The following is a 14755-nucleotide window of genomic DNA, read 5'->3' as shown; positions in this document are numbered from 1 at the left end:
AAAATGTAGAGTAAAAATCAGCTAAATATGCGCCGAGTGAAAATAAGATACTCGGGACTCTAGAACACTCTAAATTGTTGCCACACGCTAACGTAAATGGCATTGCGACTATAGATTCTTTGCCTTCTAATAGCCTTAATGGCCAATCTCTCGGTAAAAACTGATCATTTATTGAATAGGTTCTACTTTCTAGCAGTTCTGATAAATCCTGATCTTGTTTATTTAATGCTTTTAAAAAAATTTCTTGTTCTATCAAATAGCCAATAAAAGATTTGAATTCAACTTCTAATCGTCGAGTTTCTTGGTGAACTATTTTATTAGCACTCCAAAATAATGTTGTGAGTAATACGAGTAAAAGAGGCAGAGTCACTGTTAATATACTATTAGTTCGCCCAGAACTGCGCGTTATACGAGAAAAAGCAGTGGGTAATTTATTTGGCATAGTACTATTCTCTGCTATGATAGGTCTAATCCAATATATTTATATTAATATAAGATAAGCCAACTAAACAGAAAAGTTTTAGCGTTAATACCTATACAATTGCTGATGTATAATAATCTTTTAAATCATCAAGTTCCCAGCCAAATCCATTTAAACCTGAAATATACATCGATAATTTAGGGTGACGCCCAATGATATAAAATAATCGGTGATAAAAATCAGGGAAGTTAACCTCAATAATTAATAAATATTTAAATAGTACATCAACAGTGAGAGCATTCTCACCACGCTCGTATCGAGATAATTGTTGTTGACTAATACCTAACTTTTTTGCAACACACTCCCCACTAACTCCCTTTTCTATGCGGTATTCCTGCATGCATTTTCCTATCAGTTGACTGATATAATATAATTTTTCTTTTTTCATGATAGATAACGACCTTAGTGTCATAAATTAAACCCACTTCCTAACCCTCAAATTATAGCTAGGTAGATAACCCTATAATATAAGGTATTCCTTATTCGAAAATGAATATTGCTAGCTTCACAATAGTGACGCAATCAAATAGATACATTAAATATTTTTATCTTTATGGTAGTAGCGTATTTCATACAATATTCATGTAGATTTAAGTTTACATCTAATTTTCAACTTTACATATTAGGTTATATTTTATTTAAATATTCATTAAGTACAATAACCTGCCATAAAAAATAATATTCTGTCTTTTTTAATTCTAAACACCACATTCTTATATATAAAAATTTATCATTTTTATTAAAAATAAAATAAGGCACTCAACCACACGCAAATAGTGAGTAACGATAAATACTATTTTTACGTTTATAGTTTATATTGTCCCCTAAAACATACCTATATGATTTTTAAGGTATTAAATACAACTTGGTAGGATAAGGTCAATTGACATAATTTCCGAGCCTTAATTTTATAATTTTTTTTGTATTAAAAATCAGTTATATACCCAATTTTTATTGAAAGAAATTTTTTACGAGCATTATCGATTTGGTGAAATATTTTCACATTAAATGCTATTTTATTCTGTCTAGCATACTATTTAGCCATAAAAAACAAATTGAAAAACAAACCATTTATAATCATGCGGTTATATTTATTTCGATATACTCTAGAACAAATAGCCTCTTGAAATAAATTAACACAACATTAACAAATATACATTTACCCCTTCGAAAAAAGTGTAAAACATTATTTACCCTCAATTTACTCTATTAACTCTCTATTCTAGAGCACAGTATTAAATGAAGAAATGTTAAAAATAAAATGTTAAGAAATGAATCTTTTTTAAGATGATTCTTAAGAGAAACAAATATATTACCTAGTAAAGATAAACTCAAAAAACACAAGTCAAATTAACTACCCCGCTCACAAGGGAATGCCTTTAGAATCACACCCATTTATCCCCCCTATTTTATCATCATGAAATTTGTTCATGTTGGTAATGAAATTAAGTCGCTTTCTCTCCCTTCCTCACTCTGGCATAAATTAAACATATTAACTTACTGGCAACATAAGATTGATGAATGAGAAAACAGGCAACTTCTCGGCAATCAAGCAGTGAACGCCGTTTTCCTATTAGAGTTACAGCTAGGATGCAGAATACGATGAATACACACTTTACCTTTAACATTACACGCAGCCTTTTTGATGAAAACTATAATCCATCAGAAAATACGCGAATTACGACGAACTTTGCTAATTTAGCGCGAGGCATAAACCGTCAAGAAAATTTACGTAACACACTGACGATGATCAACAACCGCTTCAACTCACTGGTCTTTTGGGATAACCCTACAAGCGACCGCTATGCTGTTGAACTGGAAATTATCTCTGTAGAAATGAACATCAAGGAGAAAGACAGCACTTTCCCAGTGATTGAAATTTTAAAAACTAACATTATCGATCAGAAAACTCAGCAGCGAATTGAAGGCATTGTCGGGAATAACTTTTCATCTTATGTGCGGGACTATGATTTTAGCGTGTTACTGCTGGAACATAATAAAGATAAAGCTGAGTTTAGCATTCCAAATAAATTTGGCTGCTTACATGGCAATATTTTCAAGTCTTTTATTCATTCCAATGAGTACAAAGCCAATTTTACTAAATCACCGGTAATCTGTTTGAGTGTCTCTAATAGAGAGACTTACCATCGTACAGGAAATCAGCACCCTATATTAGGCATTGAATATCAGCCAACTAATGCCTCTTTAACAGAGCAATACTTCGCCAAAATGGGCTTACAAGTCCGTTACTTTATGCCGAAAAATAGTGTTGCCCCTTTAGCTTTTTATTTTACGGGAGACTTGCTGAGCGACTACACCAACATTGAGTTAATCAGCACTATCAGCACAATGGAAACATTCCAAAAAATTTACCGTCCTGAAATTTATAATGCCAACGCGGTGGCGGGAGAATGCTATCAGCCAAGCCTGAATCAACAGGATTATTCATTAACCAAAATTGTCTATGACCGAGAAGAGCGCAGCCAACTCGCCATTGAGCAAGGGAAATTTACTGAAGAACACTTCATTAAACCCTATCAAAACATTCTGGAAAAATGGTCTGCACAGTATTCGGCTTAATAGAGCGCATCGATTTAGAAAATCAATTCGCTTTCACAAAATAACGCATAACTAAAAATAAAATAAAAGGTCACCTGTCATGAAAAGATTATTACCCACTTCAACTGCCGGTAGCTTACCTAAGCCATCTTGGTTAGCAGAACCAGAAAAACTCTGGTCGCCATGGAAATTGCATAACGAAGAACTTATCGCAGGCAAACAAGATGCGCTACGTTTATCACTCGATGACCAACTGCGCGCTGGGATCGATATCGTCAGTGATGGCGAACAAACTCGTCAACACTTTGTCACGACCTTTATTGAGCATTTGAGCGGTGTCGATTTTGAGAAGCGTCAGGTCGTTAAAATTCGCGACCGTTACGATGCCAGCGTACCGACCGTGGTCGGTGCAGTCGCTCGTCAAAAACCCGTGTTTGTAGAAGATGCCAAGTATTTACGCCAGTTAACCGACAAGCCGATAAAATGGGCATTACCCGGTCCAATGACCATGATTGATACACTCTATGACAATCATTATAAAAGTCGTGAAAAATTAGCGTGGGAATTTGCCAAGATTCTTAACCAAGAAGCGAGAGAGTTAGAAGCTGCGGGGGTCGATATTATCCAGTTTGATGAACCAGCATTTAACGTGTTTTTTGATGAGGTAAACGACTGGGGAATTGCTGCGCTAGAAAGAGCCATTGAAGGGCTGAAATGTGAAACAGCGGTACATATCTGTTATGGATATGGTATCAAAGCCAATACCGATTGGAAAAAAACGCTAGGTTCAGAATGGCGACAATACGAAGAAGCTTTCCCAAAACTGCAAAGCTCAAACATCGATATTGTTTCTCTAGAATGCCACAACTCCAATGTACCAATGGATTTAATTGAACTGATCCGCGGAAAGAAAGTGATGGTCGGCGCCATTGATGTGGCAACAAATACCATAGAAACGCCGGAAGAAGTCGCCAATACCTTGCGAAAAGCTCTTCAATTTGTTGATGCAGATAAGCTGTACCCATCAACCAACTGTGGCATGGCGCCATTATCGCGCGACGTTGCTAGAGGTAAGCTCAATGCCTTAAGCGCGGGTGCGGAGATTATCCGAAAAGAGCTTGCTACAAAGTAAATTACCCATCATTTGGCGATCTCACCATCGCCAAATATCAAAACGCGTCCTCTTCATAACCACTCATTTTCTGTCTTGTCTTACTGAAATTCCAAGCAATTATTTCAACCACTCTCACAGAACTTACCGAACAATATTGTTAGCTATCTATTTTCAATCCTATACTTTTTTTGCTCAAAAAGTGACTAATAACTAAATAACTGGAAGGATATAACCCATGAAATTATCTCTACTAGGATGTTTATTTGCAGCTTCATTTTCTTTGCACGCTTATGCAGCAAGCGAGCCACCAATCCGATTAGTGATCCACGGGGGAGCCGGTACTATTACAAAAAACACTATCACTCCCGAACAAGAAAAAGAGTATCAAGAAAAGCTCACACAAGCGTTGGAAGCCGGCTATGCCGTACTCAACAAAGGAGGCAGCAGCCTCGATGCAGTTCAAGCATCGATCAATGTCATGGAAGATTCCCCACTGTTTAACGCAGGGAAAGGGGCGGTATTTACCCATGAGGGTAAAAATGAAATGGATGCTTCTATTATGGATGGTAGCAACCGCAAAGCAGGTGCTGTCGCGGGCGTCACCAATATCAAAAATCCGATTAATGCCGCTTATGCCGTCATGACCAAAAGCCCTCACGTCATGATGGTATCTAAAGGTGCAGAACAATTCGCGGCAGAACAAGGCCTTGAAATTGTTGATCCATCCTACTTTCGTACCGACTTCCGATGGGAACAGCTCCAAAAAGCAAAAGAAAAAGAGAAAGTGGTTCTCGATCACGATGGCAAAAATGCGGCTCTCTTTGTTGACCCGATGATGTATGACTATAAATATGGCACTGTTGGCGCGGTCGCACTCGATAAAAACGGCAATATTGCGGCGGGAACCTCGACAGGTGGCATGACTAACAAACGCTTTGGTCGCGTTGGTGACTCTCCAATTATTGGAGCGGGTAACTATGCAGACAATAACACTGTCGCGGTTTCCGCCACCGGCTCTGGTGAAATGTTTATCCGCACAGCCACCGCACATAACATTGCCGCTCAAGTCAAATACAACAAAACCCCGATTGACCAAGCAGCCCGTAATGCACTGGATGAAGTCAAAGAGCTCAACGGAAGTGGTGGCGTGATTGTGTTAGATAAATCAGGTAACTATGCCATGGAGTTTAACTCTGAAGGCATGTATCGCGGAACAATCGGTAATGATGGTAAACCGCAAGTCGCGATTTATAAAAACGATTAAGTTCCTCGCATTTAAATTCGCGACGTCATAAAAATACAAAAGCCCACCAATGTGGGCTTTATAACCTTGATTTACAACCTATTATTTATAAATTAATGTTATAGATCAATGTATTATTAACTACGCCTATATAAACAACGGCTCTCAGCCTAATGACTTTTCAACTGCACCACTGGCCAAATACCCTTTATGGAACGCAGCTTGCCTTGGAGAGATACGCGCAACCGCCTCTGCTGAGCAAGAGGCATCCACCAGCACAAAACTGGCATCATCGCCTTTTGCTGGCCACACTTGCTGGCCCTTTTCATCCAACGGCAATACATTGCCCGTGGCGATGGCAAGGGAACGAGATAATGCCAACTCATCCGGACGCGTGTACAACTGCGCATATAAGTTGGCTTTTTCTAACATATCCCCGAGACCAAATGGCGACCAGTGATCAATCACACTGTCAGTCCCAGTCATCACAAACACACCATTTTTATTCAGCGTTTTTAATGGCATATGCAATGTCCCGATAGGCACGGTCGAGGCTATAGTGATCTGCTGCTCAGCCAAGCGTTTTGCCATCGCATCGGCATCTTCAGGATTTAACATGGCTAATGCAAAGGCATGACTAATTGTCACCTTGCCACGCAAGCTTCGGTTTTCATCCACCGTTTTTATCATATAGTTGATAGCGGCAAGTCCTGCCGGGCTTGTCTCATGCAGATGGATATCAATCCCTTTGTTATAATCCAGTGCAATCTGGAACATCGCATCAAGGGATTTTTCCATCGCCCCATCAACATTGGTCGGATCTAGCCCGCCCACATAGTGCGCCCCCGCTTGCATCGCTTCTCGCATCAAAGGGACTGATTTTGATAGCAGTAAACCATGTTGAGGGAAAGCCACAATTTCATAGGTGAGATCTTGCTGACGTTTATCCAACACCGTTTGCAGTGCTTCAAGGTTTTTTAATCCAGAAACAGGTTCAATATTGCAATGACTGCGCGCGATGGTCGAACCATGGGATTGAATCAGATCGATCAATGCATGCGCGCGTTCCTGAGTGAAAGGCTGCAATTCAGGCAACATTTTCTGCTCTAACGTGATCATATCCATAATGGTTTTACCTTCACGGGATTGCGGTGCTTGCCAAGGTCCGCCGTAGAAGGTTTTATCCAAATGGATATGCATATCTCGAAATGCAGGCAGCATCAATTTACCCTGTGCACTATAGGCATTCAACGCTGAGTTAGGATGCTGCTTGTTAGGTAAAACCGCCACAATTTTCCCATCATTAATCTCGATGGTTTGTAACGCAGTTTGTGTCCCAATCACCGTACTATCACGGAAGTTAAAGCCCGTTTCCAGTAATGCATCATCTAAATAATAATGCTTATCCTCAATACGAGAAACACCAGACTGCGGTACATTTTGTGGCGCTGCTCCCGCAGACATCGCTCCTAATAATGTACAAGCGGCTACCACTTTTGCACTCGTGGTCAGAAATTCTCTTCTGCCCGACAATTGTTCTACATCCATAGCAACTCCTTATCATCGATAATTCGACCTCATATCGTGAGGTCGAGTGAGACTCAGCCTTGAATAATGTGGGTTCCTGTTTCACCGCGTAACGCCGCAGGCAGCGCTTCAGGAGTCGTGATAATCACGCGCTTACCGCCATTAGCGATAAACGATAAACTGGCTTCGATTTTCGGTAGCATGCTCCCCGCAGGGAAATGTCCTTCTGCCATATAACGCTGCATATCCGTCGTGGAAGTTTCACCAAGCGCTTTTTGTTCCGGTTTGCCAAAGTGAATACACACTTTTTCAACGCCCGTGGTGATGATCAAAATATCGGCATTCAACTCTTTAGCCAGCAATGTCGTCGATAAATCTTTATCAATCACGGCATCCACACTTTGATAACCGCCCTGTCCATTATTCACCACAGGGATCCCACCACCGCCTGCCGCCACAACCACATAATCATGTTCGGTCAATGTGCGAATGGCCGCTGATTCAATGACACGCTTCGGTTCAGGGGATGCCACCACGCGGCGGTATCCACGTCCCGAATCCTCCACAAAATGCCAGTCTGGGTTCTCCTTTTGCAACAACTCAGCTTGCTCTTTGCTGAAAAACGCACCAATTGGCTTCGTCGGGGCAGCAAAGTTAGGGTCATTCTTATCCACTTCGACTTGAGTCACGACAGTTACCGCTTGGCGATGCTGCTGCTGAGCTAATACGTTAGTGAGTGCTTGCTGGACTAAATAGCCAATACCCCCTTGAGTATCTGCTACACAGTTAGCCAGAGGTGTTAACGGTAGGCCTTCCGTCACATGGGCAATCTCAGCGCGACGCAAATCCAACCCTACCTGCGGCCCATTACCGTGAGTCAGCACAATATTGTAATTACCTTTAAGCATATCGCTGATGTGCTGAGCCACTTCTTGAACTGCTTTTTCTTGAGCTTCAATGGATTGGCTGCTGTTATCTTTAATAATACTGTTGCCCCCGATGGCAACAACCACGAGTTCTTTCATGATTAACTATCCTGATACCGAAAATTTGGCAGAGAGTGGGCGTACTGTGTACACCCACTATAAAGATTGGCGTATTACGCTGATTTACTGAGCTTTTCAGCTTTCTCAGCTTGTTGCTGCTCCACCGTTTGGCGACCATCTAAAAAATGTTTGATAACAAACAAAGCGGCCATCATGAGGTATGCGTAGACAAACATCAATGTTGATCCTGTCGCAATGCCCACTGCAGGAGAGTGAATGATACCGAAGAAGACCAAAACCGCACCGACTGCTGCTGCAATCGCACCACGTAATGGTTTATTTAAGATAGCGAAGATAGCGATACAGCCCCATAACATACTTGCCAGTGGTGCGCCGTTACCTAAATGAACCAGACCTTGGTAATAAACGCCTTTATGTAACAGAACTTCCGTACCAATCGCGCTTGCAGATGTCCCTGCCGCTCCCATGACACTGTTAACCATCGTCAATGCCCAGTTCGCAATCCATGGGAATAGACAGATAAAAATCACAGGCACTTCGACTTTCGGTGTTTCTCGCACCACTTGGTTAGCGGTCACTACACCGATAAACACTAAGATAGGGACAATGGCCGTCATTGGGATCACTGCGAGCATAAATGCGCCAATACCAAATAACGGGACGATAAACATCGTGATACCGGATGCTAGTGTATAACCCACACTCGCGCCCATCGCTTTCCAACCCGCATGACCCACATACACAGTCACAGGGAATGGGTTGCCCAGCACGACGCCCACGGTTGAAGATAAACCGTTTGCTAACATCACCTTGCGTGTGTTGTACTCGTCACCTGCGGCATGAGCACTTTCAATATTTTCAAGGTCGAAGATATAGTTCGCTAAACCTAAAGGTACCGCTGAGGCCAAGTATGGCAGTGCGTGAGGTAAACCTTGGAAGAAGCTATCCACATGAATACTTGGCGGGTTAAAGCCAAATGATGCCATGGATGCCGTAATCGCTTCGGGGCTTTGCAACCCAGAAACCCACGCCAAGACTGACCCCGCGATAAGCAGTAACAATCCGGTAGGAATACGTGCAAAAATAGGTTTTTTACCAAACCAGTTAATGAAAATTAACAGCAGGACAATAAAGGAAACCGTTGGTGCTTCGAAAGCTTGCAACATCGGGTTCATTGCCAGTAGCAGTAATCCAAGACCTGATAGGCAAGATAATAAGACAGTGCGAGGGATCATTTTACGGATGGTTTCACCCAAGAAAGATCCGCCCACTAAAATCATCGATTCAACAAAGCACCAAACCAACGCGATTTGCAGCGCAAATTCAGGATCTTTCGTGGTTTGATAAACCGGCATGATAACTAAAAACGTGACCGTGAAGATAGAAGGTGCACTTGGACCTGATGGTAATGCTGTGACGTCAGTTCGCCCTGTTTGCTTAATCATTTGCTGACCAAAGTAAGCGTAGCTCACACTGGCAAGTAATACTGCAAAACCAAATGCAGGGGCAATACGACCATAAACAATTTCCGCTGGGATGCCGACAACAAAAATCAGTAAGCCCATCATGGTGAGTAGGTTCGTGAGGTTATTGGTCATCAAACCAAAATAAGCCGCCAAATCACCACGTTTCCATTTAACATTTAATAGACTCATATTCTTACTCCCATTCCCCTCACACCATAAGCAGCACGTTGTTGACGGTCTATCTCTTATGCCACTGAATAATTCAGGGAATGCGTTGCTTTATTTTTATCGCCCGACCGAAATCGGGCATTATTTTTTGCTTAGTTAATATTGAGCTAAATAACAACTAGGCATAGTGTTTCGCGTAAGAAAGCATGGCTTTTTCGAAACAATCAAACGGAGGATGTACAATCCCTGCCCCAATCATTCCGATACCCGCATCTTTATGCGCGATAGCTGTGTTGATCACCGGTAGAATCCCGCTTGCCGCAACTTTCGTGATATCAATCGCTGTCGGGATGCCCATAAAGCCCAACAATGGAATCGTCACATTCGGGTTTTCGCCAAGAGTGATTTCTCGCATTTGGCGAGAAAAATCGACCGCTTCCTCAACCGTTCCCCCAACTAGCGCTACGATAGCCGGTGCCGTTGCCATCGCAAATCCGCCAATACCATACGTTTCCGTAATCGCTGAGTCACCAATATCCAGCCCCGAATCTTCCGGTTTATACCCTGCAAACATCGGACCGATAACTTGCTGTGAAGGCCCAGTAAACCACTGTCCTGGTAGCCCACTAATACGTAAGCCAAACTCATAACCATTACGCGCCATGGTCGTCACGACTGTGCTGTACTCGATACCGTGCGCTGCATCCATTGACGCTTTACACATTGCCATCCATGTTGGACCTGAGAAATAATCACTACTTGCAACGAAATCAAAGACTTCTTTTTGCTGAGCGACCGAGAAATTGGTTTGAATAATCCCCGTCGTCAATGCTTGGATCAACAAGGTTGTTCCCGCATTATTGCGGTTGTGACATTCATCACCCATGTGTAACGCTTGCGCTAGCATTAAACGTAAATCAATTTCACCGACGATTTTCATCGCATCGCGCAACATAGGTCCCAGAACATCACGCATCCAATTTAAGCGGTCAATTACACTTTGGTCATTGGCGCCCATACGTAAAATTTTTGCCATCTGTTCACTCAGGTTGGTGAACGCTCGGTTGCCATAGGTTTTGTTTTCAACGATATGCATAAACATCGATGCCGATGTCACACCCGCCATGGAACCCACACAATCATGCTCATGACATGGGGAGAAAATGATCTCGCCAGAAGCAGCTACACGTTCTGCATCCGCCAAATCTTTCGCAAGTCCTTCAAAAACGAGTGCGCCCGTCACTGCCCCTTTCATCGCGCCACACATATCCTGCCAAGCCACTGGAGGACCCGCGTGTAGAATAGTGTTTTTCGTCATACCCGGAACCACATTAATCGCTTGGTCGTAGCCGATTAATACAGGCTGAGACTGAATAATGCGTTCAAGAGCTTGCGCATTCGCTGCGGCGATTTTCGCTTGTAACGTGGCATTACCTTCAATTTGGTCAAGCGCACGGATCACAGCTACGTTACCTTGACCTGGCGGCGTCCAGTTCAATTGAGTCACCGGAACGTGCTGTTTTTTCAGATCATCACTGAACATTTCAATGCCAATATTAATTACGTTCAATGGTTGTTTAAATAATGAAGTCATTACGCTTTTTCCCCTTTCCAAACAAACTCACGTCCTAATAAACCTGTATTGGTGCTGCTACTCGCCCAGATCACGCCTGAATCAGTCAGCATCTTGACTTGAGCATCCATCGATGGCGTATCTTGGTCAGTGCCCAATACATAACCGAGGATCACCAGCTCACGACCATCCTGTTTTGCTATTGATTTGGCGGCTTTGATAGCCTCAATCATCACGCCAACCGGATCTTCGTGAGAACCAAAACCAAGAACAAAGTCCATCATGATCACGCCAACTTCCGGATCACGGGCTTCTTGCAGTAAACGTTCAATACGGTTTGTTGGGTCAATCATTGGGTGTGGCTTACCGTTGGTAAAATCATCATCACCAAAGTCTAGGAAGGTATGAGCAACACTTTTGTTGATATCTTTTAAGCGATAGTCAGGGTTAGGTTGAATATTACTGTAAACATCATCGTATTTTTCTAACGCCGCAAACATCGCTTCATCACACAACGTTCCGCCGCAGAATAAACCACGAATGTATTTTTGTTCCGGTTTCAGTAACTCTCTCACTTCATCAATTAAAGGTAAATTGAGAGGATGGAGGTCTAAATCTTCTTTGCGAATACCCGTCAGCAACACGGCTTTCAGTGCCGCTTCTTTGGTACCTTGAGCAAATGTTAAGCCTGGTTTGTCATCCGGTAATGGCTGGCTACCTAAGAAACAAACCACCACTGGTTTATGGCATTTTTCTGCTTGTTCTAACACTTTCTTGGCAACCATAGGTGCTGGTGGCTTCGAAATGAGTACAATAACTTGGGTTTCATCATCTGCATCCAGCATTTTCAGTGCATCAATCATCATGATGCCGCCAATTTTTTCACTCAGATCACGACCACCCGTCCCGATTAACTGGGAAACACCAGCGCCAAATTCATGAATACGTACGCTGAGTTCTTGGCTTCCCGTCCCTGATGCGCCAATAATCCCGATGCTACCGCGACGCACATTGTTACCAAAACATAACGCGGTACCATTGATGATCGCCGTCCCACAGTCGGGTCCCATCATCAATAAACCTTTATGGCTAGCGAGCTGTTTTAGAGCCAGCTCATCTTCAATCGAGACATTATCGGAGAACAGCATCACGTTAAGATCATTTTCAAGTGCAATACGCGCTTCACGAGCCGCAAATTGCCCATTCACCGAGATAATGGCTAAGTTAGCCTCTGGAATATGCGTTTTTGCTGAATTAATTGTGGCGTACTTGGCTTCGTGCTGACCGCCACCTTGGTTTTTCTTATTAAAAAGTTCCTCGATGGCAATAAGTGTTGCGTCATTTGCATCTTCACTCGGGCCTTTAATTACTATCATTAAATCGCCGTTTTTTGCCTCTTCTAATTCCGGTGTTAACAAACCTAAGTTTCTTAAAACACCTTTATTCATTTCTGTTGCCATCGCCACGAATGCTTGTTCAACATTTTCCAGTTGGTTTGCCTTGGTGGAAATAGACATTAATGATACGGAATCAAAATAGGTATTCTTCTTTATGACAACTTTAGTCGACATGTGTTTCTCCGAAATAATGGGTCAGAAACAGCGCATCACGAATGCCAAATAGCATGTCGCAACCTGAACTGGACCCGATATTTAAAATCTCTAAAATTTTTGGATAAATATTTTCGTTTCGCCCATCCACTAAACACTGGATCAGTTGATGTATATTTTCGCGATACTCTTGGTTTAATGCTTTTTCTAACGTAATGGCACTGATAGGTGTTGTATTCGCCTTGCTTTGTGCAATGCCTTGATAAAAGCTCTGATAGACGGCATTCGCAGGGTGGTGTTTCAACAACAAAAAAGCCATCAATCCCACTAAATAATCATCTCCTGAAGGTGTTAACCCAATCCCTAGCCCAACAAACTGGCTCACAATATTAGTCAATGCTTGGTGCCGTTTATTGGTAAATGAATTAATTAATCTGGAGCGTAATTCATTTAATTTTTTTGATGATTCAAGATAAAAACAGTTCTCTCCTTGGTAGTTAAACAGAGAATGTGATTTATCATTTAAAATAGAATCAATTTCGTTTATTTTAGACTGAAGAAAATAACGGTATTTTTCTTCTTTTAATTTTTCATTAATAAAATAAACCGTTGGTGGGTTCCATTTCTTACATAATAAAAATGAAATAGCATATTTTTCACTAATATGGATTTCATTATTTAAAATAAAAACAGAATCCCCCGCCATTATATTTAACGGTAAAAAATCCTTATTAATTATTCGGCAGCTATTCGGTGCATTATCCGTTTGCGAGCCAAGCAAGGTATAAAGTTGGTTATCAATCGAAAAATTAATGGCTTTATTAAAAACTTGCTCTACATTCCCTGTTAATGATGGCTGATGCAAAAGATGAAGAAAATGCGCGTCAGCCGTTAGCCCATAAATGATTTGCCGCTGAGATTGATCGTTGTTCACAATCCCCCTTAGGGATGGCTATGCACCCGCTGCAATCAATAATTCAGCAATCTCGTGATAACCCTTTTCTTGTGCTAACTCTAATGGCTTTTTACCATATTTATCAGTCATGTGTGGATTAGCACCGTGCTCTAATAATAGTTTCACAATCTGCTGCTGCTTCTCACCACCGTCATTAAGTACGATGGCTTCAAGTAAAGGGGTCCAACCAACGAAGTTGGTATGATTGACATTAATCTCGGTGTGTTCCAATAGTTCACGGACAATCTCAACATGCCCTTTTTCACTCGCTGGCGTAATCCCTACACCACCAAAACGTGTTAACAGATCCAAATTAGGATTAGCCGGTAAAACTAAGCGTAATAATGTTAAATCATTATTCAGGCAGCTTAATAAAAATGGATTAAAACATGTTTGGTCTTGTTTATTGATATCTGCTCCAGCATTAATCAGAAAAGAAACGCACTCATAATGCTGATTTAAACTCGCATTCACAATCGCCGTTCGACCTTGGCGATTAGTGCTATTAATATCAACACCTTTTTCAAGGCAATTCTTCAAAATATCTAATTGACCTTGTTCCGCTGCTTTAAGAAAATCTTGAATGAGTGTACTTTCTGTCATAGCGCTCTCCACACTTAGCTATTTTAAGTTTCCAGATAGCCAGTTTAAATATGAATTAAAGATTATTGAGAATGGTTAGAGCATAGCAATTGCCATTAATAAATAGAATCCATTTAAATTTAATTCATCAATCGGCCGTCTAATTATTGATTTAAATTCAACAATCAACCATTTTTGTGCGGAAAAGCACCCTTCACCGACCTTTTATGATGTTTTTTTGTTTATTTAATAGACAATTCAACCAAATTATCTTGTTAATCGATTTGCCAATTTATTCTTTCTTCAATTTTGTGATGCGCATCAAATCAAAGGTTTCCAAATTGTTAACATTGTAATTTTTATGTTTATTATCTCGATAAAACCGAATCCATTAATCACTATTAAATTCAATAATATTAAGCAGTTTGGATATAAATAATCATTTAATAAGTGGCTTTTTGTCGTGACATAAATTAAATACTATTGAAGCGCTAAAGCAGATATGCCACCCTGTCTTTGCTTATCCAAAA

11 protein-coding genes and 1 pseudogene are annotated in these 14755 nt (G+C 41.4%); 3 read left to right on the top strand and 9 right to left on the bottom strand.

The features are described from left to right. Positions 1-442: pseudogene (locus tag PSF16_RS10195) on the bottom strand (ATP-binding protein); the annotation flags it as partial. A 91-nt stretch (positions 443-533) separates the two neighbouring features. After that, positions 534-869 carry a helix-turn-helix domain-containing protein gene (locus PSF16_RS10190; protein ID WP_006658097.1) on the bottom strand — a complete coding sequence of 112 codons (336 nt, stop codon included), beginning with the start codon at positions 867-869 and terminating at the stop codon, positions 534-536. A gap of 1214 nt (positions 870-2083) precedes the next feature. Here PSF16_RS10190 and PSF16_RS10185 point away from each other — a divergent pair. The 3 genes from PSF16_RS10185 to PSF16_RS10175 all read left to right on the top strand — a co-directional run bounded on the left by PSF16_RS10185 (position 2084) and on the right by PSF16_RS10175 (position 5418). After that, the gene (locus PSF16_RS10185; RefSeq protein WP_272689207.1) at positions 2084-3061 is read left to right on the top strand and encodes a DUF1852 domain-containing protein; all 978 of its coding nucleotides are present in this window, start codon (positions 2084-2086) and stop codon (positions 3059-3061) included. Between the two features lie 79 nt (positions 3062-3140). Then, the gene (locus PSF16_RS10180) at positions 3141-4172 is read left to right on the top strand and encodes a methionine synthase (protein WP_006661217.1); all 1032 of its coding nucleotides are present in this window, start codon (positions 3141-3143) and stop codon (positions 4170-4172) included. Positions 4173-4389: 217 nt separating this feature from the next. Further along, positions 4390-5418 carry an isoaspartyl peptidase/L-asparaginase family protein gene (locus PSF16_RS10175; protein WP_006658094.1) on the top strand — a complete coding sequence of 343 codons (1029 nt, stop codon included), beginning with the start codon at positions 4390-4392 and terminating at the stop codon, positions 5416-5418. Positions 5419-5562: 144 nt separating this feature from the next. On the opposite strand, the gene PSF16_RS10170 is transcribed toward PSF16_RS10175, so the two are convergent. The 7 genes from PSF16_RS10170 to PSF16_RS10140 all read right to left on the bottom strand — a co-directional run bounded on the left by PSF16_RS10170 (position 5563) and on the right by PSF16_RS10140 (position 14246). Further along, complete coding sequence (locus tag PSF16_RS10170; RefSeq protein WP_272689206.1) at positions 5563-6945, bottom strand: amidohydrolase family protein; 1383 nt, start codon at positions 6943-6945, stop codon at positions 5563-5565. A gap of 53 nt (positions 6946-6998) precedes the next feature. Further along, the gene (locus tag PSF16_RS10165) at positions 6999-7949 is read right to left on the bottom strand and encodes a carbamate kinase family protein (protein WP_006661215.1); all 951 of its coding nucleotides are present in this window, start codon (positions 7947-7949) and stop codon (positions 6999-7001) included. Between the two features lie 74 nt (positions 7950-8023). Beyond that, positions 8024-9586: a xanthine permease gene (locus tag PSF16_RS10160; RefSeq protein WP_272689205.1), complete on the bottom strand. Its 1563-nt coding sequence runs from the start codon at positions 9584-9586 to the stop codon at positions 8024-8026. 157 nt (positions 9587-9743) lie between these two features. Then, positions 9744-11159: a DUF1116 domain-containing protein gene (locus PSF16_RS10155; RefSeq protein ID WP_006661213.1), complete on the bottom strand. Its 1416-nt coding sequence runs from the start codon at positions 11157-11159 to the stop codon at positions 9744-9746. After that, on the bottom strand, positions 11159-12709 hold the full coding sequence (gene fdrA / locus PSF16_RS10150; protein ID WP_272689204.1) for an acyl-CoA synthetase FdrA: 1551 nt from the start codon (positions 12707-12709) through the stop codon (positions 11159-11161). Before fdrA ends, PSF16_RS10155 begins: the two co-directional genes overlap by 1 nt. After that, positions 12699-13622 (bottom strand): DUF2877 domain-containing protein, encoded by a 924-nt coding sequence (locus PSF16_RS10145; protein WP_272689203.1) that lies wholly within the window; start codon positions 13620-13622, stop codon positions 12699-12701. The genes fdrA and PSF16_RS10145 overlap by 11 nt, the downstream gene beginning before the upstream one ends. 18 nt (positions 13623-13640) lie before the next feature. Further along, positions 13641-14246, bottom strand: a complete 606-nt coding sequence (locus tag PSF16_RS10140) for an ankyrin repeat domain-containing protein (protein ID WP_006658087.1) — start codon at positions 14244-14246, stop codon at positions 13641-13643. Positions 14247-14755 lie beyond the last annotated feature (509 nt).

Origin of the sequence: Providencia sp. PROV033 (genome assembly GCF_028484855.1) — a bacterium.
Lineage (GTDB): Bacteria > Pseudomonadota > Gammaproteobacteria > Enterobacterales > Enterobacteriaceae > Providencia > Providencia alcalifaciens.
This window is presented reverse-complemented; position numbering and strand designations above follow the sequence as displayed.